Genomic DNA, 26944 nt, shown 5'->3' with positions numbered 1-26944 from the left:
TCCTTAGTAGTTGTGTGAACTTTTATTTATAGAAAGCATGGACCAATCGATGAATCGTATCGGCTTTTACCGATTTAGTCATATACACTACTGGAGTCGCTTGCTGTTTTATTCTCATAACGGTATGCTCTAACATCACTCATGTGAATGCGCCCCCTTAATTCTTTTCTAAAACTATCGTAGCCCTATTTAGACGTTCGAAATGTGATTTTTATCACAAGCGACGCGAATTTCACAGGATTGTGGAATTTGCATTTGTCGCAGACGCAGTGACCACGGCAAAATGCCTGCAGTAACAGGTCAACATGTGAATACCCTGAACCAAATTTCGATATTGTCGAACAGCCCTTCGCAGGTTCGTCATTCTACATAATCTAACGCGTTTTTGTGCTGACGATAACCTGACGATGTTGAAAAATAAAGAGACGCTGTGGACCTTAAAGCAACGCGTCTCAACTTTTTTGTAAAACGACAAAAAGCCCTTGCATCGCAAGGGCACGGATCTGTTAAGGTGGAGCCTAGGGGGATCGAACTCCTGATCTCATCGCTGCCAGCGATGCATCACTGTTTTGTTCCGTACTTTAAAAGAACCTGAAACCCCTTATAATCCGGCTTCCTTATCGCATTTATGCTTTTTGGTAATTGATAAAAACCTCGATTCTCGTGTGGTTTGTTACCGCGAAGTTACCATATACTCCATTATTCAGCATTCAGTAGGAAATTCCTTAAGTTACATTAACCTGCCCGTTCGTATTATGAGGTCAGCCAGTTTTTACTGGTTGACCTCTTTTATCTTTAAGAGGTTTAGTACGGGTAGCCGGGGTAGAACGTCTCTGCCCGTGGGGTTAGACCCCGTGCGCTAAACTGTTCACCCCCTACTTGTAGAAACATGTTTGAGGCTGGTTGGGACATCGATCCCGAATAACAAGCGAAGCTATGACATTACAAGCGGGACCAGGGGCTACCGGCGAATCTTAGGAAGTGAAGGTGATACAAACGATGAATCCAGTAATTGGGCTGGACATTGCTAAGGGAGAAAGCCAGGGCCAGGCTTTCTAGACAGAGGTCAGCCTTACGGTAAGAGCTTTACCGTCCCTCATACTCGTGAAGGTTTAGAGGCTTTCCATTCGTTCTTAGGTTTAATTGAGGAGCAAACAGATCAGAAGCCTATGGTTATCTTAGAATCGACAGGTCACTATCATCTTCCAGTTACTCGTTTCTTGGAGGATCATAATTACTTGTTTGTCGTGGTTAATCCGATGCTGTCTTATCAGGCCAAGAAAGCCTCCAGCTTGCGCAAGGTAAAGACCGATGCCGTTGACGCCTACGCTTTATGTGAACTGTTCTACAAAGAGGACTTTGAACGGCACAAAACTAGAGGCGTTCAGCTGCTAAACCTACGTAACTTAACAAGGCAGCACGATGCAATTACGGGTCTCTACATTCAAATCAAACTGCAATTTCAAGCTGTCTTAGATCAGGTTTTCCCTGAGTATAAAGGCGTTTTTGGGGACTTACACTCTGCGGTATCGCTCAATACGTTGTTGGCATTTCCGACTTCAGACGCTGCTCTTAAAGCCGGGAAAACTAATGTTACGGAGAAGATTGCACGCTTATGTATACGCGCCGATCTGAGAACTGGGCACGGTCAAAAGCGGAAGCTCTGCTGGCTGCAGCTGAGCGGAATCCCTTTCGAAATGCACCGTTTCACAGCCATCTCATTAGTCTTGAAATGTACGTAAGCATGTTACTTCATTATCGAGAGCATCTAACCGCCCTGGAAAAGCAAATGGATGCCCTCGCTAATGAATTGGAAGAATATCAGATTATCCAATCGATCCCCGGATCGGCGAAAAAATCGCTGCAACGATTATTTCTGAAATCGGTGAAATCGATCGGTTTAATCACCCGAAGAAACTGGTTGCCTTCGCTGGTGTAGATCCTAGCGTTCATATGTCGGGGAAATTCACGGCAACGATCAATCGAATTACAAAACGAGGCTCCAGTAGGCTCCGGCACACCTTATTCTTGGCCGTCCTTTGCAGCTTGCGGCGCTCCGGCAGCAAGAAAATGAAGGCATTTTACGAGAAGAAGATCGCTGAAGGTAAACCCTACAAAGTCGCCATGATCGCCTGCGTGAACAAGCTACTACACTGGGTATTTGCTCTGCTTAAACGCAAAGAAACCTTCATCGACTTGAATTTGGCCTAAGCAACCAACACAAGAAAAACCTTCCAATCTAAATTTGGAGGGTTATTTTCCGTACGTCCAATTGAACCGCACCTTTTTCTTTTGGGTCAACAGAGGCAAAGCAACCGCTTATAAACAATGTTGATAGCAATAAGAAAATCATTGATTTCATATAAACGTTAACCTCACATTTTTTACCGTTATTGTTTGTTCGCGTTCTATATGTGCGAGTAACCTTTATCAAATAATGTTGCAATAAGCTGTTGCGCTATGCTTCCCGTTAGCGAAACAGGCCGCCGATTTTCGTCGGCAGCCTGCTTTTGTTCTGCTATCGTACCCGTTAGCGCAATGATCTAGCTTTTCTATTTTGATACGGCCCTATCGAACCTAGCGCGCTGCCGAGCGTGTCGTTTAGGCATGTGAAAACATGCTGTTGCAGGGGTTACAGTTTATTTTTTTATTGTACGCCCATGTTGTAGAACGACACAATAGCACCCTTATTAAGTATCCATATTTTATAGGGTTCTTTTGTTTATTGAGGGGAGATCTGTATCAAAAAATAGTGACACAAATCCTTTTGTTCGGCGATGAACAAATGGGCTGGAGGGGTGACGGCGAAGCGACTGGCTGCGGTGTGTCAGCGCCGTCCTTTGTTAGTATTGATTATTGGCGGAAGCATCTTCACGCTTCTCATCATTGGGGACTGGCAAATCGAGCACACAGGCACGTTCGCAAACGAGAAATTATCACGGATCCATCCTTTGCAGTCTTTATGCGTACAGCTCCAGATTACAGTTTCTTCATGTGGAATATCTTCTACCGGTTTGCCACGATAAGCCAATATGAATCCCCTCCTTTAATTAAAAAGCTACCCTTAACGCGGTGTTAAGGGCAGCTTTTTTGACTTTATTTACAGCTTAACTACGTTTTCGGCTTGAGGTCCGCGGTTGCCTTGAGTCACGTTGAACTGAACGCGCTGGCCTTCGTCGAGGGTCTTGTATCCATCGCCTTGGATTGCGGAAAAGTGTACGAATACGTCGCTACCGCCTTCAACCTCGATAAAACCAAAGCCTTTGTCACCGTTAAACCATTTTACTGTTCCTGATTGCATATTAACTATGCCTCCAAATGATTGATTAACATGTTTTTCTTGTATAAACAAAAATCACAAATTGAAAAAGGTACCATCCGCACAACGAGAACCCTTTTCAATATGTGAATTTAAAGGTTTGATTTGTGTTTATTAAACTATAGTAACACAGCACAATATACAAATCAACAAGTATGGTATCATGAAGGATAAAAAGATTTAGGAGTGATAGGTCTGAAGAAAAGAAACAAGCCGATTTCCTTTGATGAATTGCTGAAAGAGCTTCAAGGCGCGAAATCCAATGAAGGCGTCCAGAATCACGTATCCTTTGAAATGTTATTTCATGAGACCTTCATGAGCCGCTACTCTTCCTTCAAATGTTTCAACGAGTTTCTCCGCAAGGGAAACTTCGACGTTAAAACCCTGGAAGACGTCGACAACATCCCCGAAGAGCTGTTCGATCGGCATGTCGACCGGGAGACCGACTTTGATAGCTGGAAGACGATGCTGGGCCGGGCCAATGAGGAATACGAGGCCGGCCATCGGGTATAGCGGCATCTGAATTAAAAATAATAATAGAGATGACTCAGGTGACAAGAACATTGTCCGAATGAAGTCCGCGTGGATCGAGGGCTTTTTAAATTATCGGATCAAGTTCTTGTCATTTGGTACCAGCATTACTTGATTTTCCAAATATGTTGAAGGCTAATTGAACATCACAAAATGTGAAGATGTTAAAAGGAGCTGCGTTGCAGCTCCTTCGTCGTTTATGATGCAGTTCTCTTTTCACTATCACGGCAGACAGTACGCCAGATGCCGTTCCTTGAGTTTATTAAGCTATCGTGTCCCGTGGTTAAGTTCTAAAGCGCATCGGAAGCTTGGGCATGCCGCATCCGCTTCAATCCCCGGAATCCGATAAATTTCATGCTTGTCTCATCCCACAGTCTGAAATTAAGAGATGCCAAACTGGATAGCAACGTAATTTCCTGCACATCATGCATGCGCGGATTGGCATGATGCACGGTTTTCAAGTAGTAGTTCGGAATTCTGGGGCTAAAATGGTGAATATGGTGAAACCCGATGTTGCCGGAAATCCAATGCAGGATGCGTGGCAATTTATAGTATGAGCTTCCTTGCATTGCGGCCTTTACATAATCCCACTTCTCGTCCATTTCGTAGTAAGACTCCTCGAATTGGTGCTGTACATAAAACAGCCAAATCCCTGCCATACTTGAAATGAAGAATACCGTTCCTTGAATAAGAATAAACGCCTGCCAGCCTGTGGCCCAGCAAAGCAGTCCGGCAATGGCGGCGATGCCCGCATTGGTCATATAGGTATTAAACCGTTCTTTCGCGCCAGCACGCTTTCGGTTAAAGCGGTAGTCAATCAGAAAGATATATACCGGTCCGATTGTAAACATAATTAAGGGGCTTCGGTACAACCGATACACCAGTTTCCGCAGCGGCGCAGCCTTCAAATACTCGTCAACCGTCATGGTCCAAATATCGCCCGTCCCTCGCCGATCGAGATTTCCGCAGGTCGCATGATGTACGGTGTGGCTGTGCTTCCATTGGAGATATGGCACATAAGTCATAATTCCGGTAATGGTACCTACAATATCGTTAGCTCTGCGATTCTTAAAGAATGATTTGTGACAGCAGTCATGAAAAATAATAAACGTTCGAACTAGAAATCCTCCGGTGACGACTGATAAACCGATGGTCAACCAAACGGAAAGCGATAAGCTCCAATAGGCAGCAAGCCACAGCAGCACTACAGGCCCAATCGTGTTCACGAGCTGCCAAATACTGCTCTTTAACACCGGTCTTTCGTAGACTGAAATCTCTTTACGCCAGTTATCCTGCTCTGAATCTATCATTTTGTAAGATTATCCTCTCTTTGCCCCCATCTTAGAGCTTCATTGTATCAACAATGGTAGTATGTAGATAGGGCAAAGTTGTTCCAATTTATATGTCATGTTTTTATGATACATTCTCCATCGCGCAAACCTGCCGTTAGTAAACGAAGGCTGCCGATTCAGTTTGTTCGGCTGCCTTCGTGTCTTTGTTACGCTATCGTACCCGTTAGCATTCCTGTAGATGGATTAATTTCGTCTTTGTAAAAAGAAAAGCGCCTCGGTACGATGGGAGTACGCAACGGGTCATAGCCCTTTAAATCCCATCATCCAGGAGGACGCTCTACTATGAAGTTTAAATCGCAATACAAGCAAAATCAACTCATTGAAAAAATTACCGCCAACCATCTGGTCGTTGGGATCGACATTGCTCAGCAAACACATGTCGCACGTGCTGTTAACTTTCGAGAATTGTTGTTGGCAGCCCTCTTTCCTTCTCAAATGACGAAGAAGGATTTCACATCCTGCTTAGGTGGATCCATTCGCTCCAAACAACACATGGTTTAACGGCAGCCATTGTTGGCATGGAACCTACCGGACACTACTGGCTCAATCTCTCCAAATGGATCTCTGAGCAACAGTTTGAAGTCGTTCTCGTTAACCCTCATCTTGTTAAGAAGAACAAAGAAAACCGAGACAATTCGCCATCCAAGAGCGACAAAAAAGACGCTCTCGTCATTGCGGATATGGTAAAGAACGGTTACTACTCGTTCATTCGTAACACGCCTGAAGCCTTCGAAGAATTACGTGTCTATCTCTCAAACCGTGACTCTGTCGTGACGAGACTCGTTAGTGCAAAGAATCAAATCCATCGGTGGGTCGACGTTGTTTTCCCTGAGCTACGACAAGTCTTCAAGAGCTTGATGTGCGCCGGCTCGTTAGCTACTCTCCGTCTCTTTCCAACACCAGAAGATTTGAGTAAGCTGCGGCCTCAAGACATCATTAAAGGCTGGAAGACCCTTATGAAACGGCATTCTGGTGAGCGTAAGGCTAGAACTCTCACCTCTCTTGCTAGCCGTTCTGTTGGGTCCAAACAAGCCTCGCATGCTTACAAGCTTCATTTAAAGCAATTACTCGATGAGTACGACCTTGCTTGCCAGCAGCTAAAAACAGTCGAGAAGGAGATCCTTACCGTATTAGATCGCATACCTTTCGCTAAAGCGATGCTTGCTGTCAAAGGGATTAGTGCCATATCACTCGCTGGTATTCTTGGCGAAGCCGGTGATTTAAGCGGCTTTGTTCACGGCAATGCCCTGCTGCGTCATGCTGGTCTCAACCTCGCTGAAGCAAGCTCAGGCAAATGGACCGGACAGATGAAAATTAGCAAACGTGGACGCTCTCGCCTCCGACGGTTTATCTTCATGATGACGATGAGTTTGGTGATGAATAATCCGGAATTTCAAGCGATGCACGCACACAATGTGCAGGTGAAGAAGATGAAGAAAATGAGGTCCATTATGAAACTGTGTGGTAAATTAGCACGCATTCTCGTTGGCATGGCTCGCAGCCGTGAAGCCTACAATCCTCTAAAAACGATGCCACTACAGCTAGCTGCTTAAGCACATCCAACTATTTCGTTGTACGAATTTTGGCTTATTCGCGGGATTTCAAAAGAAAGCACGGAGTACCGGATGCAGTTGAACCAAAGGGCACCGACCCGTACCGTTAGCAAGACCGGCCTCCACCCTTGGACAGGCGTAACGAAGGAATGAGAGGGCTACGACCCGTTGAGACATGGGAGTGAAAACCTCCAAGGGCGGCATGGAGAATGCGTGCAGTATATGGAAGGATATGGGGTAATAACCTCCCCCTCTATTTTCTCACGCCTTCATGTTGTCCTGGTCCGCAACAATGGTTCTCTTACTATCTTTCTGGATTTCTGACAAGGGTGAAATCCTGCGAATAAGCGAGCATTCGTGAGCAAACTAAATCGTACCGAGGGAGTTTAATAAACGAAAAAGGAGCTGCCTGTCTAGCTAGCTCCTGAACTTTCGTAACACGTTAGTGGAACACCTTTGTACAGCTATTTCTCCAACTCATAGCGGGCCGCAATAATGCCCGACTTGAGCGTTCGGCTGGACAGTAGCTTGAGCTTGATTTTCTCGCCGCCGCCGTCGAATACCGATTTTCCGTCGCCCAGGACGACCGGACAAATTGTAAGCAGGAATTCGTCGATCAGGCCGAGCTCAAGCAGCGTTTTCGCCGCTCCCGGGCTGCCGAAGATGACGAGATTTTTGCCAGGCTGCTCCTTGAGAACCTTGATTTCCTCTGCGATATTGTCCTTGATCAGCATCGTATTGTTCCATTCCACCTTTTCCATCGTCCCGGAAATGACGATCTTCTTAACATCCTGCAGCCATTTGGCATGCTCAATACCGTGCCTCGACGCATTCGGATTGTCTAGCACAGTGGGCCAGTAGCTCTCCATCATCCGATAGGTCGTGCGTCCATAAACGGGAGCTCCGACTTCGGCTACGATCTCCTCGGCGTATTTCTCTAATTCCTCGTTGTACGGAATCCAATCGAGTCCTCCGTTCGAATCCGACGCATACCCATCCAGCGACACATGCATGAACAATACGAGTTTTCTCATGTCCGTTCTCCTTCGATTTCGAATTTATATCCTGCTGTTTCGTTCATTATAAATCATTACGTTACGTAAGGCTCAAGAGGAAATCTGATTTTTTTTGAAGACAACAATGTTGTGCAAAACTGCCCGTTAGCTGAACAGGCTGCCTGATATCGGCTGCCTGTTATCGTTATGTTATCGTCCCCGTTAGTTTAGTCTAATGGTTTTTTTGTATAGTCCGCATTTCCATAAAAATCATTGATGGCAGTTAATAACTCCTCTTTGTGAATGTAATAGTGCCCACCCAAGTAGTTGGTAGTGAAGCTTAGTTTCTTCTCTTGTCCCTCGAACAGAGATACTGAAAACAGAAAACCATCTCTCTCCCCTTGATTCGGATCGGGGACAAAATCCATGTCCTTCACTTGGTTGATCCATTCGTCTATTTGCTGTTTATTCGTAAACACCCTGCGCTCACCAGTCTCACCATCAGTGATCTCGATTAATTCGACATTAGAAATGTCCCCTGGATAGAACTCATTCATCTTTTTTGTGGTCAAATCTGACTCCTTCGCGGTAGGTGTATTCCCGCAACCTGTCGCTATAACCGCTATTACAAATAGGAGTAACAGTAGTGTAACAAATGATATCTTCTTCATTTAGTACCCCCTCTTTAAAGAATCATATCGAAATTAAGACGGGTTTTATGGTAGTTATGTTGCGCATAACTGCCCGTTAGCGCAACAGGCCACCGATTAATCGGTAGCCTGTTTTCCGTTGTGCTCTCTTTCTCCGTTATTCATACGGCAGATAAGTTCCGCGATATCCTGAATACGGGCCATCCTGATCCCTTCGGCCTGCTCAATTGCTAGTGGATGCTCTGATAGTTCAAGTTCTATATACGGACGAGTACCCACTTCCCTAGTGTGAACCATGGTTCGTAAATTGAGTGTCTCTGGATAGCAAGGAAGTGAGGTTGAAAGCCATCCGAACATCGGCTCCAATTTGGCTTCTCTTCCTTCTTCTTCCCAGAACTCACAGGTGCGGAGAAAGTTTTCCTCACTCAGTGAAACCCAGACATCCCAAATAAATGGTGCATCTTCTTCATAAACAGGGATCTCAATACATCCACGAATAAAGAAGTATTCTCCCTTGATAACACATTGATCTGAAGTCAGTTCACTATCCTCATTGCGCTCTTCATGATCTATACCGTGCCAATAGTATGGTGCAGTGCTGCCATAACTCATAGGAAGCTCTTCATGGAATTCACCACAGCACGAACACACGAATCCGATTTTGCTATTCACTTTAAGGTTATCCCTTCTAAGATGGTTTTAGTGTAATCCCAGCTCCTAATATAGAGTCGTCCGTTCAGTTAATGTGCCCGTTAGTGTAATGCCTGTTTCACAGGTTATTCTCTTCGTTTTCTTTGAATTATCTTAAAAATGATAGTACCAATTGTGCACAAAAATGCCCCTATTACTTGTGCAACAACAAGCAAAGTAAGTTGAGTATGATCATCAAATAAGTTCAACTGTATAATCATTAACCATACTCCGTTTAAAAAAAACCATAAAAATATCCCCCAGAATAGGACATGTCCTTCTGGTTTTTTCTTATGCAGTTTCCTAGAATAGTAATGCACTAATAACCAAACTCCAAATCCCAGTACAATACAGCTCATTATCCAGTACGGAAGAGCCCCATTTGTTCTATAACTAATACTCATTATAATTCCATCTCTCATAGATTTATTGAATTATTCTAAATATACCATTTAAAGAAATAATGGCTATACGTTCCCACCGAATAAAATGTAATAGTGTATTAGTTGTTTAACTATCGTACTCCGTTAGCGGAACAGGCCGCCTATTTAAAGTTGGCAGCCTGCTCTTTGTTTTGTTTCGTAACCATTAGCCATCCATGCCTCTCTTGTGCTGCACCACAGAGCATGAAAGTTAGATCGTTCTTTCACGGTAGTTCAATGTCCCATTATTCATTATTATAAATTCAGTTGAGCCTTTAATAAAAATAACATCTTCACTAAATCCAAACTTTCGATATAATCGTCGAGCTCGTTGATTAAAAGAAGTAACTGTTAATCGTAATTCAACATCCCCAAATATTTGATTCATTGAATCGAGAACAAACGAAAAGAATTCCGTTCCTAAGCCCTTGTTTGTTAGCTCAGGCCGCATACCAATCCCGATATCGAGATATGATTCGGAATACGAATAGAAATCGTTTGGAACTTGTGCCGAGTTCCCTGCACAAAAGAATCCTATGATCTGCTTCTCATCGCCATAAACGGTATAGTAATTATTAAGCATTTCTTGAATCAATTCTGGTGTTGATTCATTGTTGTAGATTTGGTACGGTTCTTCATACCTCCAACTTATTATTTCCTCAGCATCCTCTAACTTCATTTTCTCAAACTGTAATTTTGGCATATTCAATCCTTCCTGGATTCTTGAGCGAGCTCTCGTACCCGTTAGCGTAACAACCAATCGGTTTAACTTTCATCTTTGAAATGAAAATGTTCATGATGGATCGCATCTATCCCAACCAACTTACCATTCTTTTTATGGTAATATGCGAAGTTATTATTTAGCGGCATTCGAAGTAATTGATAATTGTGATCTCTTGGCAAGGCTTCGACTTCATTAATGGCTAACTCACGTGTGGAGTAAATACCTATTGGAAAGAAATTTGGAAAACCAGTTGAAGCATCAGCAACGAAAATTCCCCAAACGTAATCTTTTGGCACATAATTCACCCTTATCCTTTTACGACTTAAAACCTGAGATAAGTATTCGGTGACTAGTTGAACTATCCTGCCCGTTCGTATTATGAGGTCACCAGAACTTACTGGTCGACCTCATTTTTATGTGGTCGTAAGATTGCGGTAGCCGGGGATCGAACGTTCCTGCCCGTGGGACTCAGATCCCGAGAGCTATTCCGTTCATCCCCCCTGCTTGTTAAACCTCGATTAGGCTAGTTGGGGCAAGCCCCCGAATCACATGCGATAATGTGGAAGACAAGAAGGTCAGGGGCTGCCGGCGAATATTAAACAAGGAGTGGCTACATGAATCCTGTTATTGGACTGGATGTTTCCAAAGGTGAATGAGCATCAATATTTATATATCGTCATTAATCCATTGATCTCACATCAAGCCAAAAAAAATAATTTACGTAAAGTGAAAACGGATAGTGCAGACGCATACCAACTTGGGGAGTTGTTCTACAAAGAAGAGTTAGAGCCGTACAAAAGACGGGGACAATTCATGATGAATCTGCGCTATTTGACAAGGCAGCATGATTCTTTAACAGATATGTATGTGCAAGCGAAGCTGCAGTTTCAGGCGGTTCTTGATCAGGTTTTTCCGGAATACCGCGGTGTATTTGGAGATCTGTACTCGAAGGTTTCCCTTCGCTTTCTGGCGCTCCACCCTACTTCTTCGTCCGTACTGAACAGGTCCCTGAATGACATCACAGCGACGATACAATCTATTTCTGGACGGTCAAATTCCACTTGGGCACTTGAACGAGCGCTGAAATTAGCGGCTGCTGCGGAACGAAACCCTTTCAGAGAAACAGCTTTTTCAAGCCATCTCATCTCGCTGGAACTGCTGATTAATCTCCTTCTACAGTACCAAGAGCATCTAGCCAAACTCGAACAGTCGATAGATGCTCTGGCTGCAGAATTACATGAGTATGAATTGATCCAATCGATACCCGGCATTGGCACTAGAATTGCTGCAACAATTCTGGCTGAGGTCGGAGAGATCGATCGATTTGATCATGCAAAGAAGCTCGTTGCATTTGCCGGCGTTGATCCAAGTGTTTTCTCTTCCGGTAAGTTTACTGCAACTCGAAACACGATTACCAAACGCGGTTCACGAAGGTTGCGAACAACCTTATATCTGGCCGTACGCTGCGGTCTGCGCAGCTCACGTAACCAGAAGCTTAGAGCTTACTACGACAAGAAACGTGCCGAGGGTAAGCCGTTTAAAGTGGCAGTAATTGCTTGTGTAAATAAGCTAATCCACTGGATTTTCTCGATTCTAACCAACAAAGAAGCATTTCGTCTGAGCTAAGCAAACAACACTAACCTTCTAAGGAAAACCTTACCATCCTGCAAAGGATGGTTATTTGGCGTGCTCTTTTTACAGTATAGCATCGTGGAATTTATCCATTAAGTTTTAAATATTGACAAGCTATTAGCTAGAATAGTTGAGCGGAGCGTTCAGAAACAAAAACAAGCGATGGATCGGTTCCATCGCCGTACTATCGTACCCGTCAGCTGAATGAATCATTTCGAAAGAACCGAAGTGGAATACATTGTTATCGGATGTTCCCCAATCCTATTGTTATTTCTCCTTCGTGATAATTTTCAATTAATATCAAGTTATTTAAAAGTATCGAAGCTAACCGAAATCACATTGACCCATGCATTTATTATTTGTTGAAGGGATGTTTCAATAACAGGGTATCTTGCATTATCCCATATAATTAAGTATCTATCGGATAGATTATTTTTGTTTTTTTCAATAAATTTGATTACTTCGGAAGGGCCATTTATCAACTCTTTATTTTCAATGTTACTCCAATCAACTTTCCCCCAAGAGAAGAATGTAAATGTTTTATCTAACTCATTTACATACAACTTTGATTGTTCATCGCTAAAAATTTTTACGTCATTCCCCAGAGCATCAATACATTCAATAAATAGTGTGCCGTAATCGTTTTCTGTTTAATTATTGTTTTTCTTTATTAATGCTTCCATCTTTAATTTTCTAAATACTTTATCTAGCATAAAAATCACCTGATCATTATATTATTGGGCAATTTCCGTTGACTGTCTTATTGCAGACTTCGCAAAATACCCATGCTTGAAGTATTCGCGTAATGATTACGCAAACCTGCCCATAAGCTAAACAAGCTGATGTTGTTCGGCAGCTTTTCAATGTTGTGCTATCGTGCCCGTTAGTTTAACGAGCAAGTTTTCTATAAAAACATTTCGAATCAATCTAGCCATTGTCTCGGTCCAATGATATGGAATAAATGATTGTTTTCACGGTTCAAAGCTTCCTGTATTCTCTTGATAGTAAAATCACTAATGGGTCGAGGTAAGTTATCTAGCCTTTCCAATCGATTAAGTGCTTGTTGTATTCCAAGTATTTGATTGCGATAATTTTCAAGAGCAGCTCCCGTATGATATTGCTTAATGAAATTAAGATGGAAATAACGAGATGGGTACCATTAAACTTAGTATTTCCTAAGATTGTTTTCGCTGGTCTACCGATAGTAATAATAATATCCGGTCGAAGTATTTCAATTTCCTTTTCTAGTAGTTGACGATTTCGTAATTTCATCTTACGCTTCATGATCGGTGAGCATATAACGAGTATAAGGCTGAATGGATTCAAAGCAACGAAGGAATCCTCTAGTTAATGATGAGTTTGAATGGCTGAGACTCTACGTCGTACAGCTGTAAAATATCAGAGAGCCTGAAGTATGCTGACGATTGAAACATTTTCATGGTCATGCTCGTTTAGAGAGTGTAGCTTCACCACCAAAACACAATGGAGATGAACCGAATGAAGAGGAAACAAACTGTTAAACTACTCGCATTCGCGGCGCTGCTGATTGGCGCCATGATGCTATCCGCATGCTCCAACAACAATTCGGCCAACGATACCAACACTGACACTCAAAATAACGTCACGCCTCCGGCGGATTCGACGAATACAGGCAACGATCAATCCAGTGACGGGAATGCTGCGAATACCAATGGCAGCACCGGCGGCAATGCTTCGAATCAACCGGCGGATAATGCCGAAGGCGGCTCTTCCGACAACTCATCATCGCCATCGAATGATGGAAGCCAGACGGCCCGGGATCTCGAAGCGATGTTGAATTTGGCGAAGGACGGGAAAGTGAAGGGCATTCCGTTTGCCGCGGACAAGAATCTGATCGACGACGTCGAGAAGGACTGGGGCAAATCCGACAAAACGGATTTCGCGGGCAAGGGCAATTACGCGACCTATGCAAAGAAGCACGCGGTGATCGGCTTCAACAAAGGCAGTCAGATTTTTGATGTCCGTTCCGATGCGCCGGAGCTGCAGAAGTTGACGTTGGAGCAAATCGAAGCCGCGCTCGGCAAGGCAGAGAAAGTCACGAAAAACGGCAGCGACACCATCTATACCTACAAAGCAAGCGACTCCTTCGAGCTGCGCTTCATTATTTCGGCCGACACAGGAAAGGTGGACCATATTTCGGTATATGCGCCTGCGGATGCCGTGAATAATATGGCGGGGTAAATATATTGGGAGATTACTCGTCCATACGGGCGAGTGATCTCCCTTTTTTTGGCGGCGCTTATTTGCCTTCTTTCACAAATTGCGCGATGCGATTCATGATCGACTCGCGAACTTCACGGAACTTAGCCGTAATCTCCTCTTCCGATCCTGTTGCTTTGGCAGGGTCTTCAAAGCCCCAATGCCATCTTTCAGCTTTGTCATTGCGTACAACCGGACAGTTATCGTTGGCGTGACCGCAAAGAGTAATGATGTAATCCGCTTGCTTTAGGATCTCAGGGTCAATGACATCCGAAGTGTGATTCGAAATATCAATGCCTGCTTCCTTCATTGTTTGGACAGCGCGGGGATTTAACCCATGAGCTTCAAGTCCTGCGCTTTTCACCTCGTATTTGTCGCCGCCAAGGGCTTTCAAAAAGCCATCTGCCATTTGGCTTCGGCAAGAATTTCCTGTACATAGAAAGTAAACAAGCGGTTTGTTGTTCATCATTGATGATCTCCCTTATCTTGAATTTGTTTGATTTTCACAACTTCATTAAAGTCTTTGCTGCTTCTTGAACCTAACACAGCTTTTATCAAAATTACGATTACAACAAAAATGACCGCAATAATGGCAATTAATATCCAAACATTCATGCTTGTTGAATGGATCAAGCGAAGCCACAGATACAACCCCGTCAACGTGATAAAGAGCGTCGGAACAGTCAGAACGATACCTGTTTTAAAATAATTGCCCCAGGTGATTTTGACATCCTTACGTGATAAAACATGCAGCCACAGCAACGTTGCCAGTGAGCCGATCGGCGTGATTTTTGGACCTAGATCACTACCGATTACATTCGCATAGACCAGAGATTCTCGGATCACGCCCTGAGTAGCAGTTCCTTTAATGGCTAGCGCGTCAATCATGACGGTCGGCATATTGTTCATAATGGATGACAAAATCGCTGCTAGGAAGCCCGTGCCGAGCGTGGATACGAATAATCCTTGATCTGCAATCACTTGAATAACCTCTCCAAGCGCATCAGTCAGTCCGACGTTGCGAAGTCCATATACGACAACATACATACCGATGGAGAAAATGACAACAGCCCAAGGAGCGCCTTTGACGAGCTTCCAGGTATGAATAGCTGGGCTGCGCCGCGCGGCAAGAATAAACCAAATCGCGATAATTCCAGCAATGACGGAAACCGGAACGCGAATGAACTGACTTACTAGGTACGCAGCAAGCAGCACCGCTAGGATAACCCATGAAAGATGAAACAGCTTCCTATCCTTAATGGCATCGACCGGTTTTTTTAACTGACTTAGATCATAGTTGCCCGGAATGCTCTTTCGGAAGAATAAGAACAAGACGAGAAGGCTTGCCAAAAGCGAAAACAAATTCGGAATCATCATCCGGCTGGCATATTCAACAAAGCCGATGCCAAAATAATCGGCAGACACGATGTTGACGAGGTTACTAACCACAAGCGGAAGAGATGTCGAATCTGCGATAAAACCGCTGGCCATAATAAACGGCAAGATCATTCTCTGGTCAAATTTGAGAGCCCGCACCATCGCAAGCACAATTGGCGTCAAAATAAGCGCGGCACCATCATTAGCAAAGAAAGCAGCTACTGCCGCACCCAGGAGAACTACGTAAACAAACATAAGCTTGCCATTGCCTTTAGCCAACCGTGCCATATGCAGCGCAGCCCACTCAAAGAACCCGATCTCATCTAAAATGAGCGATATCAGAATGATCGCGACAAAGGCAAGCGTTGCATTCCATACGATACCGGTTACGGTGCCGACGTCGGCAAGCTCCACGACTCCAAAAATTAAAGCAAGAATTGCACCGCCGCTTGCCGACCATCCGATATTAAGCCCTTTTGGCTGCCAGATGACAAACGTTAAGGTAACAAGAAAAATCAGAAACGCTATAATCGCCATGTTGAACCTCCAATTGCTCTTAACAGTCGTTCTTTAAGTTGATCATCTTCTCTTTTAAGGACGGTATATGATTTAGAATCGTCCCGATGTATGGCTTGTCGTCAATGTTTAGGGAATAGTAAATCCACTGTCCCTTCCTCATTTCATTGACAAGCCCGGCATCTTTTAATTTCCGCAAATGCTGGCTTACATTCGGTTGTGATGTCTCGAGAAACTCAACAAGATCGCAAACGCAAAGCGCTCGCTCCTTTAACATGGCAAGCATCGTAAGACGCGTTTTATCCCCGAGCAGCTTAAATTGGTCTGCCATCATTTGAATTTGATCCAAACTCCATTTCCCCTTTACTCGCCGATCACTCGCAGTTATAGCAGCAACGGCTGAAATCACTTAATAACTATATAATGATTTGCTTATATAATCAACGAATTATATTTTAATATTTTGTAAAGCTCTATTAAAGTTCGTTGTTGCGATTTACTTTTAAATTAATGAGAAGCCCCTCCTAAACGACGGAGGTGGCTCCTACAATAGAAAAACTCACTTCAAGAACCGAAAACTTGGGTCAATTGGCAATGGACTAGAAAGGAAAAACGCTCTACGCTGAACCAACTTTGCTATGGACGAGTTACTCAAAAAGGGGACAACGTTTGAAGCCATCATTCGAAAAAGTTGGGGACGTTCCATAACAATGCCTTCGGCTCGCTTTTGCAAACGATGAACCATTCGGATCTCCCGCTGACGAATGGTTTGTATTTGATGCAGAAAAGCAATAGATGTGTTTCCGCTCTTTACAGACTTCCAAATAATATCGGCAGAAACAATCGCGGATGCCACGGATAACGACACACCAATTGCTCCGACTGGAGAGGCGCAATGTGCTGCGTCTCCGATTAATACACAACCGTCTTGCGCCCATTCCTTCACATTCATGATCCGAGATTGGAGAACGGTAAAAGCGGTGAAATCTTCGATTTCGTCCGCAAAGTTACGAAAAAGCGGATTCAATTTTCGGAGATAATCCTTAAATGTCTCGAGGCCCCGCTCGCGGGTCTCTTTCCATGCATTCTTTCGGAAAACGAGCCCAACTTGTATGTGATTTGGGTATTTCGGAAGCATTAAATGAATGGTATCTGCTAAGCAAAACCGCAGCGTGTTTTCCTGACCAGGCGGAAGCGGAATCGTAAACCAAACGATATCATTTTTATAGTATTCATATTGTAATTCAAAGCCTGCCAATTTACGGATCGAAGAGAACCGCCCATCCGATCCAACTGTGATTTTAGCTTTAATGTTTACTCCTTCGTTTTTGCCATCCGAGGCAATCACACCTTTAATTTGATTACCTTCCCTAATGACTTGTTTGACGGCAGAACGAAATAGAATGGAGTATGTAGGGAATGATTTGCATTTTTCATGAAGCGCTTGAAGCATAAACGTTTGAGGCATCCACATCCCGTACGAAAAGTTTGGATGTAGGTTCGAGAAACTAAACCCTGCGATCTTCTTGCTCGTCTGCATGAGCTCAATATTTTTTAGCTTTAAATGGGGCTGTGATTCAATGTAGTCCCTCAAATTTAATTGGTCGAGCATCTGGACAAAGCGCGGCAATAGCACCTCGCCTCTGTATTCCCGATCAAAGTTTTCGTTACGTTCCAGCACAATGACGCGCATTCTTTGTTTCGCGAGCAGGAGTGCCAACATCATCCCCGCGGGACCGCCGCCAACAATGCATACATCCGTTTCAATTTGCCTCATGCAACCACCTCTTATTCAAATATATTCGAGGGTTATCTTTCAATACTGTTTACTTATCTAGCAAGTCATTTTATTGTTCTAGATTCGTTGGTCCTGCAAAAGTAAGTTGCAAGTCGAAGTTTGCTGTTCGTGTCCATCACGGAAACATAAAAAAGCCCGCCGGATATCCGACGAGCTAATCAGTTTTATAGTAGTTTTTCCATTGCCATGACGTCGATAAAATTACCGTCCAACAAGCCCTGATTATGAAAAACGCCTACCTCACGATATCCTAATTTACGGTACAGCCCTTGCCCCAGCTTGTTAAACGGGAAAGTAAACAGCACAAACTTATAGAATTTATACTCTTTCCCTGCCTCTTCAAGCTTTTGAAGCAGCTGGCTGCCAACGCCTTTTCCGCGCCAATTGCGATGAATGTAAACGGAGATATCGCCAACGCCATCATAGGCGCATCGTGAACTGTATGGATTGATCGCTGCCCAGCCAACAACTTCACCATTTGCTTCTGCAACCAGTATTTGATAGCGTCCTTGGTGGGTTTCGAACCAATTACGCATATAGGCTTCATCTTTTGTAGCGCCTTCCAAGGTAGCAATGCGGTCCTCAATGCCTTGGTTATAGATCAAACGAATATTTTCGATATCCGTATCACGGGCACCACGAATTAGCAGCATGAATTTCTCCTCCTAAGGTCTTCTAATACTACCGGTTGCGGAGCAGGCACAGTGCAACAAACATCAGGTACGCTTGCACGATCTTCCGCTGCTTCGAATTCACTGTCTTCTTTGGTGTAAAATACTTCCCAAGGGTTCCCTTCCGGATCCGTTACCCAGATTTTATCTTGCACGGCATAGCAGCAAGTCGTATTCATTTCGTCGAAGGAAACCAATCCCGCTTCTTGCAAACGTGTTTTTGCCGCAAGCACTTCTTCTGTGTTTTTTACCTGGAAGCCGAAATGATTTAACACGCCTTTATTATCGTAAGGACGTACATTTAACGAAAAATGTAATGACGGGTTATTCAGTTCGAATTTAGCATAGTTTTCTTTCACTTTCGTCGGTTCTGCATTGAACAACTTTTTGTAAAATTCCAGGGATTGATCCAAGTTCCTGACATTAATGGCTACGTGCATTTTCATGTGCAAGCACTCCTTTTATAAATCAATTTTTTTTGATGTTTCGCTTAAAAAAATATTAGCAGCAACCCGGCGACTTTATGTTAGGTCTGAAAATGCAGCACAACTGCTCGGAAAGAAGCGCGCCGATTTCGTCAGAATTAAGCTCGTAATAACTCCAGGTCCCCTTTGTTTCTTTTGTAATGAGCCCTGCGTCCAATAAGATCTTTAAGTGGTAAGATAGTTTCGATTGCGGCATTTCAACAATTTCAGTCAGATCGCATACACACGTATTTCCGCGTTGACAGAGCTCAAATAGAATTTGCAGCCGCTTCTGATCTGCCAATGCTTTAAATTTTTGTTCGTATTTTTCAAATGACACTGTCGATGCTGTAACTGCATTTACAGGAATTTCTTTCTTCAAGAGATCACCTTCTTTATGGATTAACGGCGCAGCAGCTGCAGCACGCTTCACTTACTGCGTCTGCTAGTTCGGCTTTCTTGTTGATCCAGCTAGCGAGCAGTTTTCCAATTGCCGATTGATTGCTTTTGTTTTTATCGTTCCACATCCAAGCTGTACGAGATGCGCGTTCCACTTCAGTTTGACGCAGTTGCATCAACTTTTCAGCTGCATAAGTATACATGTTCATATTGTAACCCTCCGCTTCATATTAATCAACTTTTTTTGATATTTGATCTTGAACTTAATTTACCATGGTATCTTATTGGATGTCTAGCTATAAATCAAAAAAAATTGATTATTTGATTCTCAAAAAAGACATGATTGGCGGAACCAATGAAGAAGTAAAGATATGATGGGTTCAGAACAAATTCTTACGGTTGTCAGAGCGGCTATTTCGTGAAAATGACTACTTTTGAAACTCTAACGGTTATGACTGACGTTATTTGCAGCGCAATGGTCGATTCTTATGTGATAATTTCCAAATAAGATCATTGGCAACCGCTAGAAAATAAAAATGGGCATTTTAAGCAAATTAAGCGCTGTCACAACCGTTAAAATTGTTGAGATGGTCTCCCCCGTGGCATACCACCAAATAAAAAAACGCAACCATGTGAGGTTGCGTTGAAGTTCTTATTTGGTGGAGCCAAGGGGGATCGAACCCCTGACCTCTTGCATGCCATGCAAGCGCTCTCCCAGCTGAGCTATGGCCCCGATTTATTACTGCTGCTTCAAGGATTATAGCACGCGAGCGAGAGATTAGGCAAGCCTTCTTATCCAACTTTGGAAGGGACTTTTTTAAGGATGAATCACCGACAAATAAACGGTAAGGACGGCCGCCATTCCTATGGCGAATTTGTAATTGGGTGTCGCTAGTTCGAACACCGACTTCTTGAACAGGCCGGCGAGCAAGTTGTTCACGGCGGAAGCCGGAGATATGGGATTGGAAATCCCCCAGCTGCCAAGGAGCAGCACCGCGAAGTAAATCGGACTGATGTGCGCATCAAGCGGGTCGATCCCATTAGCAAGGACGGTAACAAATACGATGGGATGCAGACCGAGCATCGAGGTTGCAACGATGAGCACTATCACAAATAAGGTGAAGCTCACGTCAATCGGAAGCGGCAGCGGGTCAAGCAGCTTCGGAACGAACGCGCCGAAGCCGGCGGCTCCCACGGATCCGCTGAAGAAGCCCGCCGCAAGAAACAGCGTAATCTCCTTCTTCAGCGCGGGAAGCGTAACGGCGGCATGGTGAACCAAGCCTTGCCGATAAGCGCTCCAGGCGCCTTTCGCCCAGCACCACAGCATCGGAAACGCGACGGCCGCCATGCAGGTAATGATCGTCATCGGAAGCGCGATCAAACGCTCCAACAGCAAAATAACGATGATCGCCATTGCCAAATACAAAGCAAGGCCGATCGGAAAGCCACCTTTCTCCCGCGCCTCGGCAGTATCCGTACGAATAGACTCCTCATTCTCGGCCAGCAGCTCCTCGGTTTGCTGACCGCGCAGCCCACGCCAGTCCACAGCTAAACTGACAACTAGGCTGAGCACGGCTAAACCGAGCAAATACGGCAAAAGCGCCGACCAGTCCTGCGCCAATGCGGAAGTGACAAGCGCCATCGCGGCAAAATAGGGCGACCAGAAGATCGCCCCCGCGAACCCGCGGTTCAATGCCCCTGCTAGCAGCATAGCCATAGCTGGTCTCGGCTTCACGAATGCCAGATGATAAACAACCGGAATGGAGCCTACATTGATAAACACGCCCATAATTTGCGTTAATGCCTGTGTTCCAAGAAACATGACCGTTCTACTGCGTGCTTTCGTCTCATAGAACCGCTTCAAGGCTTCTACATATTCGGGCAGCCGCACCGGGATGCCGAAGAGCGGGGCGAACACGAACAAAGTGACAATGGTGGCGTTAATGCCCGCTGCGTCGAACCACACGCTCGCATCCGCTCGCTGTGCCAGAAGAAGCAGCGCCCCGCCTGCCACGAAAGCCCCCGTCAACATCAGGTTGATCCCCTTCAATTGCGGCAGCAGCACAGCGATGGCGAGGAAAACCAACGCTCCGAGTATCCAGTCGAGCAGCTCCCAGTGCGTCAGCTGCACGACTATATATACGGCGGCAAGCGAAAAAATAACCGATCGTTCCGCTGCGGCCCTAGGCGCTGCGATCATCGTGCCAGCCTTCTCTCCGCATTAATTGAATTGCCAGCAGCTGAGGCTCAAGCTGCCGAATTGATAGCTGCGGTGCAGCAGCTTCGCTTCCCGGTTCGCATCTCCAGCCCCCATGGCCAGCAGCAATGGGATGAAATGCTCATTCGTCGGAACGGCTTCTCGGGCATAAGGCGCCAGCTTCTCGTACTCGAATAACGATGCCGTGTCCCATTGCTCGAGCTTATCTTGAAGCCATTGATCGAATGCAGCCGCCCACTCATCCGCCTGACTCGCATGCCAATTGAGCCTGCGCAAATTGTGAACCGTGCCGCCGCTGCCAATAATAAGAACATCCTGTTCCCGAAGCTCCGCCACTGCTTTTCCTATATTATACTGCTGCTCGTTGGTCAGGTAACGATTAACCGACAACGCGATGACCGGAATATCGGCATCCGGATAGAGCAGCTTGAGTACCGCCCATGCTCCATGGTCGAGCCCTCTTGTCTCGTCCGTCTTGCTTGGGATGCCATGCTTGGCAAATAGGGTTTGAATGCGTTCGCTCAGTACATGATCGCCATTCGCGGGATAAGTGACGGTATACAGCTCATCCTGAAATCCGGAGAAATCATAAATCGTGCTGTAGGTTTCAACGTCGCTAACCGTTTGTACGGCATCCTCCCAGTGCGCGGAGAAGAGCACAATTGCTTTTGGTTTCGGCGTATTTGCCGCGATTTGCTTCAAAAAATCGGTATAAGCATGACGTTCCAATACAAGTGATGGCGCACCATGCGCAAAAAAGTAAGATGGCATCATAGTATGGATCACTCCTTTATGGTAATATTAGAAATAGAGATTTATTTTTTATATAACTAATATAATTCCGATTAGGCTAGTCTGTCAATGATGTTATTGGTAATATAAAAATAAGTTACGTATAACTACAATTATCGTAAGGATGATGAACGAATGGACATCGGCTCCTCCATAAGGGCAATCCGCAAGCGCAAGCAAATCACCATTGCGCAAATTTGCGAAGAAACCGGCTTGTCCCAAGGCTTCTTGAGCCAAGTCGAAACGAATAAAACCTCCCCTTCCATCGCTACGCTGGAAAGCATCGCAAAAGCGTTGAAAGTACCGCTTGCTTATTTGCTGCTTCAGAAGGATGACCGAATGAAGATCGTACGCAAGGACGCCCGATTGCAGACGACAAGCGGCCCCGGCCGTCTGAAGGTTGAACATTTAAGCCGCACGGATAAAGTAAAAATGGTCATCGTCGAAATGCCTCCCGGCGCATCGACAGGCAATGAACCGCATGCCCATGAAGGCGAAGAGGTCCATGTTGTCCTTAAGGGACGAATCTACGCCGAGCAAGGCGAGGATGCCGCGGAGTTCGCGGAAGGCGATTCCTTCAGCTGGAATGCTTGCATCCCTCATCTCGTCCGAAATATCGGCGATGAGGTCGCCGTCTTGCTTATCTCGACTTTTGCGGAAACAGCTGCGGACTACCAGTAATGCATAGTGTAACGGATCTTGCGTCAAATATGAAAATGGCCGCCCCAAATGAACAGTTGGGACGGCCTTTTTTTGTTCTTACACTCGGCAATACAAAATAAAACCTGCTGCCCCCCTAACGATTACGGGAGACGCAGGTTTATATACGCTGTTTAAGACTGAGGGTCTTTGTTCAGCAAGCTGTTCAGCTCTTTCATGAACATGTCGATATCCTTGAACTGGCGGTATACGGACGCGAACCGAACATACGCCACTTCGTCGACCGGATAGAGCTGCGACATGACAAGCTCGCCGATCTCGCGGCTTGCCACTTCGGCTTGCGCCGTCGTGCGCAATTCTTTCTCCGCTTCGGACACAATTATCTCAAGCTGGTCGATCGAGACCGGACGCTTCTCGCAGGCACGAATCAGGCCGCGCAAAATTTTGTCACGGCTGAATTCCTCACGGCTGCCGTCTTTCTTAATGACGATCAGCGGCGTTTCTTCCACCATCTCGAAGGTCGTAAACCGCCGCGTGCATTTTTCGCATTCACGGCGACGGCGTATCGATTTATTTTCGTTAGCGGGTCTGGAATCGAGCACTTTCGTCCCAGCATAGTCGCAATACGGACATTTCATCGTCTTTCGTTCCTCCGTCTACAAGTCCAAAGTGAATGCGTTATCTTCAACAATAGTGTTTCCCAAACGTTACCTGTAATGAAAAAACGGTTAGCGCACATAATACAGTTACCAACCGCAAGGAGGTGAACGACAAAATGGCAAACGGAAGCAACCAATTAGTTGTACCACAAGCTAATGCCGCACTGGACCAAATGAAATACGAGGTCGCGCAGGAGCTGGGTATTTCCCTTCCACAAGATGGATACTACGGTAACCTCACAACAAAAGATGCCGGTTCCATCGGTGGTAGCATTACCCGTAAACTGGTACAAATCGCTGAACAATCTCTTGCAGGTCGATAATTAAAGGCTTAATCTAAGGGCTTTGGCTGGTCGCCTGCGGGCGGCTGGCCAAAGTTTTTATTTTTCGAGCAAATTCGGGTAAAGGGTCTTGTACTTATTATAATAATAAATGACGCGCTGTATATAGTGTCTTGTTTCCCCGAAAGGGATCTGCTCCACCGTCTCCAGCCTGCCGTCCCACCTGCCGTCGGCCAACCACCGGCTTACATTGCCCGGACCCGCGTTGTAAGCGGCGATCACCGTGTACATGTTCCCGTCGAATTGCTGGTACAGCGCATTCAAGTACCAGGATCCGATTTCAATGCTGATGTCGGGCCGATTGGAGATCGCCTCGGTCGTCACATTGCCGAAACCGCCCCTCTGAATGATCCAATTTGCCGTATCCGGCATGAGCTGCATAACGCCGATGGCGCCTTTTCGCGATACAACCCCAGTCTTATAATTGGTTTCGACTCGTATGATAGCGGCCACCAAATGCGGCTCAAGCTTATAATTTCCCGCGCTGATCACAATATCCTGCCGAAAATGCACCGGATACAGCCAATGGCTCATCCACTCGGAACGAACAAACAGCAGCACAAGGAACGCCAACGTTAGAATGAGCAAAACCCGTCTTCGTAATTTCTTCATAAAGGAAGCCCCTGTTCTTGCAAAAACCGCTCGACCTGCCGCTCCGTTTCTTCTACTGTGCCGCTGTTGTCAATGACGAAATCAGCGAGCCGTTTCTTCTCTTCGATATCCAATTGCAGCGCAATCCGCTGCTCCGCTTGTTCTGTTGAAAGCGAATTTCGCTGCATAAGCCGCTCAATCTGTACCGTCTTCGGCACGTAAACGACCATGACGGCATCGTACAGCGAAGCTTGTCCAGTCTCATAAAGCAGCGGAATGTCAGCTACGATCAGTTGGGCCGGGTTCTCCGCATGATAGGTATGGATGCGCGCCCACATCCGCTCGCGAATCGCGGGATGCAGGATGCTTTCGAGCTTGGCCAGCCGCTCTTTGTTGCCGAATACAAGCTTGCCGACCTCGGCGCGGTTCATAGAGCCGTCTTCATTCAGTACGGCTTGTCCGAATTCAGCAACAATCGCTGCCAATGCAGGCTCTCCGGGAAGGACAACCTCCCGGGCGACCTGGTCGGCATCGATCAGCTTGGCGCCATGCGCGACAAGCATGGCGCTGACGGTGCTTTTGCCGCATGCGATGCCGCCGGTTAATCCCAATTTCACTTTTATTCACCTCAAATTCAGTTCCTACACCTACATTAAACGCATGACGCCCATTGCAATCAGCATAAGGCCGGGCAGCACCGACAAGGCGCGCATGCCGCGCCATGCCGCGAACCGAAAGCCTAGACGCATCCCGGCAAGCAGGAAGACGCCGCTCGCGCCGGAGATCACAACCGAGGTCAACAGTGGATTAAAGCCGACCATCGCGGCCCCGAGTCCTGCGCCGAAGCTGTCGAGCGATAGGGCGAACCCGAGCAGAACGGCTTCCGACGCGGAGATGATGCCCGATCGGTCCACGTCGGCCATTTGCGGCGTCCGCAGTATTTGTATGACAATGCCGAGCCGCTTCAGTTCCAAAATGACGATCGTCGACATCCGCTCGGCAACCATCAGCGAGCCAGGCGCGTCGCTTCCGCCGGAAGCTTCGGGCTCAGAACCGGTATCCTCGTCATTTCTGCGTTTCCAATATTGGATAAGCGCCCAAACTCCGATCATCATCAGCAGAATGGCACCGATCCACTTCGCCGCAACGGGCGACATATAACCGGTAAGCAGCGTGCCGATTTGCATCGACAGCCATACGACCAAGCCGGAACAAAACGCGATAATCACGATCGACGGCACCGGGATCCGGATCCGCCGAAGCCCGTACGTAATACCGACGCCGAACCCATCCAAGCTTACGGCAAAAGCCAGCAGCAGCAATGATGCAGCATGTATGACCAACCTGATGTCCCTCCCATGATGACGAAAGCGCAGGTTCTGTGCACTCGCCTAGAAACATGAATGGTACATCATATGCGCGCTGCCCGAAGGAGTGCCTTTATTTGACGTTCGACTTGGCTGCCGCGACACGACGATTCTTCGAAAGCGGCTGGCAACGGAGGCAAATATGCGTGCCTCGGCCGCCGACCACGGTTTTATCGATGCTTGATCCGCACTTGCGGCACGGCTGGCTTTCGCGTCCATAAATCAGCAGCTCGTGCTGAAACATGCCCAATTCGCCTTGGCCGTTCACATACGATTTGATTGACGACCCGCCGACATCGACCGCCCGCGAGAGCGTCGCGCGTATCGCCTCGTAAAGTCTCACCCACTCCGCAGGCTTGATGGTATCCGCCGGCCGCTCAGGATGGATGCCAGCGGTGAAGAGCGCCTCGTCCACATAAATATTGCCGAGCCCGACGATATATGCCTGGTTCAGCAGAAGCGGCTTGATTTTGGTCGTGCGGTTCGAGAGCGCCTTCTTGAAGGCTTGGAGCGTAAAGGCTTCATCAAGCGGCTCGATGCCGAGCTTGTTCAGCGGCGGCAGCGTCAAATCCTCGCCCGGCGCAAACAGATGCATCGTGCCGAATTGGCGCACATCCTTGTAGCGAAGCTCAGTGCCGTCGTCAAAATGGAAACGGACATGCGTATGCGTCTCAACTGGCTCATCCGCCCGATAAACGCCATAGCGGCCTTCCATTCGAAGATGGGAGACCAGAACGAGTCCGTCCAGCAAAATCCGTAAAAACTTACCCCGTCTTTCGACGGATTGGATCGTATGGCCGGCAAGCGCGGCGGCGAATGCCTCCGGCTCTTGCGGCCGCTGTATAATTCGCGGAAGCGAGACGGTGACCCGCTCGATCCGTTTTCCCCTAACCAGTTCGTTCAGCGTCCGCCGAACGGTTTCAACCTCCGGTAATTCCGGCATTGCTCGCATTCCTCCCATGCCATTCGTTCAGACCTCAATTAT

At 46.2% G+C, this 26944-nt stretch carries 28 protein-coding genes, 1 tRNA gene and 3 pseudogenes; 7 read left to right on the top strand and 25 right to left on the bottom strand.

Annotated features, from left to right (window positions below):
* The first annotated feature begins 999 nt into the window (after nucleotides 1-999).
* A pseudogene (locus DL346_RS04420) lies at nucleotides 1000-2211 on the top strand (IS110 family RNA-guided transposase).
* A gap of 616 nt (nucleotides 2212-2827) precedes the next feature.
* On the opposite strand, the gene DL346_RS04415 reads toward DL346_RS04420, so the two are convergent.
* Nucleotides 2828-3031, bottom strand: a complete 204-nt coding sequence (locus DL346_RS04415; protein WP_112880835.1) for a cold-shock protein — start codon at nucleotides 3029-3031, stop codon at nucleotides 2828-2830.
* Between the two features lie 69 nt (nucleotides 3032-3100).
* Complete coding sequence (locus DL346_RS04410) at nucleotides 3101-3301, bottom strand: cold-shock protein (RefSeq protein WP_112880834.1); 201 nt, start codon at nucleotides 3299-3301, stop codon at nucleotides 3101-3103.
* A gap of 204 nt (nucleotides 3302-3505) precedes the next feature.
* On the opposite strand from DL346_RS04410, the gene DL346_RS04405 reads away from it, so the two are divergent.
* Nucleotides 3506-3832 carry a hypothetical protein gene (locus DL346_RS04405; protein ID WP_420849510.1) on the top strand — a complete coding sequence of 109 codons (327 nt, stop codon included), beginning with the start codon at nucleotides 3506-3508 and terminating at the stop codon, nucleotides 3830-3832.
* Between the two features lie 308 nt (nucleotides 3833-4140).
* Here the strand turns inward: DL346_RS04405 and desA are convergent, their stop codons facing one another.
* Complete coding sequence (desA, locus tag DL346_RS04400; protein WP_112880833.1) at nucleotides 4141-5160, bottom strand: Delta(5) desaturase DesA; 1020 nt, start codon at nucleotides 5158-5160, stop codon at nucleotides 4141-4143.
* A gap of 324 nt (nucleotides 5161-5484) precedes the next feature.
* On the opposite strand from desA, the pseudogene DL346_RS04395 reads away from it, so the two are divergent.
* Nucleotides 5485-6755 (top strand): annotated as a pseudogene (locus DL346_RS04395) (IS110 family RNA-guided transposase).
* A 464-nt stretch (nucleotides 6756-7219) separates the two neighbouring features.
* Here the strand turns inward: DL346_RS04395 and DL346_RS04390 are convergent.
* The 5 genes from DL346_RS04390 to DL346_RS28765 form a co-directional block, all read right to left on the bottom strand.
* The gene (locus DL346_RS04390) at nucleotides 7220-7789 is read right to left on the bottom strand and encodes a dihydrofolate reductase family protein (RefSeq protein WP_112880832.1); all 570 of its coding nucleotides are present in this window, start codon (nucleotides 7787-7789) and stop codon (nucleotides 7220-7222) included.
* Between the two features lie 188 nt (nucleotides 7790-7977).
* Complete coding sequence (locus DL346_RS04385) at nucleotides 7978-8421, bottom strand: Rho GTPase-activating protein (protein ID WP_112880831.1); 444 nt, start codon at nucleotides 8419-8421, stop codon at nucleotides 7978-7980.
* A gap of 96 nt (nucleotides 8422-8517) precedes the next feature.
* Nucleotides 8518-9072, bottom strand: a complete 555-nt coding sequence (locus DL346_RS04380) for a DUF2199 domain-containing protein (protein ID WP_112880830.1) — start codon at nucleotides 9070-9072, stop codon at nucleotides 8518-8520.
* Between the two features lie 651 nt (nucleotides 9073-9723).
* Nucleotides 9724-10215, bottom strand: coding sequence for a GNAT family N-acetyltransferase (locus DL346_RS04375; RefSeq protein WP_240633025.1), 492 nt, complete (start codon nucleotides 10213-10215; stop codon nucleotides 9724-9726).
* 62 nt (nucleotides 10216-10277) lie between these two features.
* A complete protein-coding gene (locus DL346_RS28765; protein WP_133257482.1) occupies nucleotides 10278-10532 on the bottom strand; it encodes a hypothetical protein in 255 nt (84 codons plus the stop codon).
* Between the two features lie 352 nt (nucleotides 10533-10884).
* Here DL346_RS28765 and DL346_RS04370 point away from each other — a divergent pair.
* Nucleotides 10885-11862: pseudogene (locus DL346_RS04370) on the top strand (IS110 family RNA-guided transposase); the annotation flags it as partial.
* Nucleotides 11863-12173: 311 nt separating this feature from the next.
* On the opposite strand, the gene DL346_RS29855 reads toward DL346_RS04370, so the two are convergent.
* Nucleotides 12174-12491, bottom strand: a complete 318-nt coding sequence (locus tag DL346_RS29855; RefSeq protein ID WP_420849535.1) for a CDI toxin immunity protein — start codon at nucleotides 12489-12491, stop codon at nucleotides 12174-12176.
* 874 nt (nucleotides 12492-13365) lie between these two features.
* Between DL346_RS29855 and DL346_RS04360 the strand changes: the two genes are divergently transcribed.
* Nucleotides 13366-14088, top strand: a complete 723-nt coding sequence (locus DL346_RS04360; protein WP_165822371.1) for a YjgB family protein — start codon at nucleotides 13366-13368, stop codon at nucleotides 14086-14088.
* A gap of 58 nt (nucleotides 14089-14146) precedes the next feature.
* Here the strand turns inward: DL346_RS04360 and arsC are convergent, their stop codons facing one another.
* From arsC to DL346_RS04305, 11 genes are all read right to left on the bottom strand, one after another.
* Entirely contained in the window at nucleotides 14147-14572 is a 426-nt protein-coding gene (gene arsC / locus DL346_RS04355) for an arsenate reductase (thioredoxin) (RefSeq protein WP_206098496.1), read from the bottom strand.
* The gene (locus DL346_RS04350) at nucleotides 14572-16020 is read right to left on the bottom strand and encodes an arsenic transporter (protein ID WP_112880826.1); all 1449 of its coding nucleotides are present in this window, start codon (nucleotides 16018-16020) and stop codon (nucleotides 14572-14574) included. The genes arsC and DL346_RS04350 overlap by 1 nt, the downstream gene beginning before the upstream one ends.
* A gap of 19 nt (nucleotides 16021-16039) precedes the next feature.
* Entirely contained in the window at nucleotides 16040-16348 is a 309-nt protein-coding gene (locus tag DL346_RS04345; protein ID WP_112880825.1) for an ArsR/SmtB family transcription factor, read from the bottom strand.
* Between the two features lie 210 nt (nucleotides 16349-16558).
* Entirely contained in the window at nucleotides 16559-17776 is a 1218-nt protein-coding gene (locus tag DL346_RS04340; protein ID WP_112880824.1) for an FAD-dependent monooxygenase, read from the bottom strand.
* A gap of 185 nt (nucleotides 17777-17961) precedes the next feature.
* On the bottom strand, nucleotides 17962-18450 hold the full coding sequence (locus DL346_RS04335) for an arsinothricin resistance N-acetyltransferase ArsN1 family A (protein WP_112880823.1): 489 nt from the start codon (nucleotides 18448-18450) through the stop codon (nucleotides 17962-17964).
* Complete coding sequence (locus tag DL346_RS04330) at nucleotides 18441-18914, bottom strand: ArsI/CadI family heavy metal resistance metalloenzyme (protein ID WP_112880822.1); 474 nt, start codon at nucleotides 18912-18914, stop codon at nucleotides 18441-18443. The genes DL346_RS04335 and DL346_RS04330 overlap by 10 nt, the downstream gene beginning before the upstream one ends.
* A gap of 55 nt (nucleotides 18915-18969) precedes the next feature.
* Entirely contained in the window at nucleotides 18970-19272 is a 303-nt protein-coding gene (locus DL346_RS04325) for an ArsR/SmtB family transcription factor (RefSeq protein ID WP_112881782.1), read from the bottom strand.
* A gap of 55 nt (nucleotides 19273-19327) precedes the next feature.
* Entirely contained in the window at nucleotides 19328-19540 is a 213-nt protein-coding gene (locus DL346_RS04320; RefSeq protein ID WP_112880821.1) for a hypothetical protein, read from the bottom strand.
* Between the two features lie 448 nt (nucleotides 19541-19988).
* Nucleotides 19989-20064, bottom strand: a tRNA-Ala gene (locus DL346_RS04315).
* Between the two features lie 84 nt (nucleotides 20065-20148).
* A complete protein-coding gene (locus DL346_RS04310) occupies nucleotides 20149-21531 on the bottom strand; it encodes a hypothetical protein (protein ID WP_112880820.1) in 1383 nt (460 codons plus the stop codon).
* Between the two features lie 21 nt (nucleotides 21532-21552).
* Entirely contained in the window at nucleotides 21553-22323 is a 771-nt protein-coding gene (locus DL346_RS04305; RefSeq protein ID WP_112880819.1) for a DODA-type extradiol aromatic ring-opening family dioxygenase, read from the bottom strand.
* 153 nt (nucleotides 22324-22476) lie between these two features.
* Here DL346_RS04305 and DL346_RS04300 point away from each other — a divergent pair, with 153 nt between their 5' ends.
* Nucleotides 22477-23022: a helix-turn-helix domain-containing protein gene (locus tag DL346_RS04300; protein ID WP_112880818.1), complete on the top strand. Its 546-nt coding sequence runs from the start codon at nucleotides 22477-22479 to the stop codon at nucleotides 23020-23022.
* A 152-nt stretch (nucleotides 23023-23174) separates the two neighbouring features.
* Here DL346_RS04300 and nrdR read toward each other — a convergent pair whose 3' ends face one another.
* The gene (gene nrdR, locus DL346_RS04295) at nucleotides 23175-23639 is read right to left on the bottom strand and encodes a transcriptional regulator NrdR (RefSeq protein WP_112880817.1); all 465 of its coding nucleotides are present in this window, start codon (nucleotides 23637-23639) and stop codon (nucleotides 23175-23177) included.
* 137 nt (nucleotides 23640-23776) lie between these two features.
* Here nrdR and DL346_RS04290 point away from each other — a divergent pair, with 137 nt between their 5' ends.
* Complete coding sequence (locus tag DL346_RS04290; RefSeq protein WP_112880816.1) at nucleotides 23777-23983, top strand: alpha/beta-type small acid-soluble spore protein; 207 nt, start codon at nucleotides 23777-23779, stop codon at nucleotides 23981-23983.
* Between the two features lie 57 nt (nucleotides 23984-24040).
* Here the strand turns inward: DL346_RS04290 and DL346_RS04285 are convergent, their stop codons facing one another.
* The 4 genes from DL346_RS04285 to mutM form a co-directional block, all read right to left on the bottom strand.
* Nucleotides 24041-24613 (bottom strand): lytic transglycosylase domain-containing protein, encoded by a 573-nt coding sequence (locus DL346_RS04285; RefSeq protein ID WP_112880815.1) that lies wholly within the window; start codon nucleotides 24611-24613, stop codon nucleotides 24041-24043.
* Nucleotides 24610-25209, bottom strand: coding sequence for a dephospho-CoA kinase (gene coaE / locus DL346_RS04280; RefSeq protein ID WP_112880814.1), 600 nt, complete (start codon nucleotides 25207-25209; stop codon nucleotides 24610-24612). Before coaE ends, DL346_RS04285 begins: the two co-directional genes overlap by 4 nt.
* Before the next feature lie 30 nt (nucleotides 25210-25239).
* A complete protein-coding gene (gene ytaF / locus DL346_RS04275; RefSeq protein ID WP_112880813.1) occupies nucleotides 25240-25935 on the bottom strand; it encodes a sporulation membrane protein YtaF in 696 nt (231 codons plus the stop codon).
* A gap of 97 nt (nucleotides 25936-26032) precedes the next feature.
* Nucleotides 26033-26902 (bottom strand): DNA-formamidopyrimidine glycosylase, encoded by an 870-nt coding sequence (mutM, locus tag DL346_RS04270; RefSeq protein WP_112880812.1) that lies wholly within the window; start codon nucleotides 26900-26902, stop codon nucleotides 26033-26035.
* Between the last annotated feature and the right edge of the window lie 42 nt (nucleotides 26903-26944).

The sequence above is a fragment of the Paenibacillus montanisoli genome, from assembly GCF_003268025.1.
GTDB lineage: Bacteria > Bacillota > Bacilli > Paenibacillales > Paenibacillaceae > Paenibacillus_Z > Paenibacillus_Z montanisoli.
The sequence above is the reverse complement of the archived record's forward strand: the minus strand, read 5'-3'. Positions and strand labels throughout refer to the sequence as shown.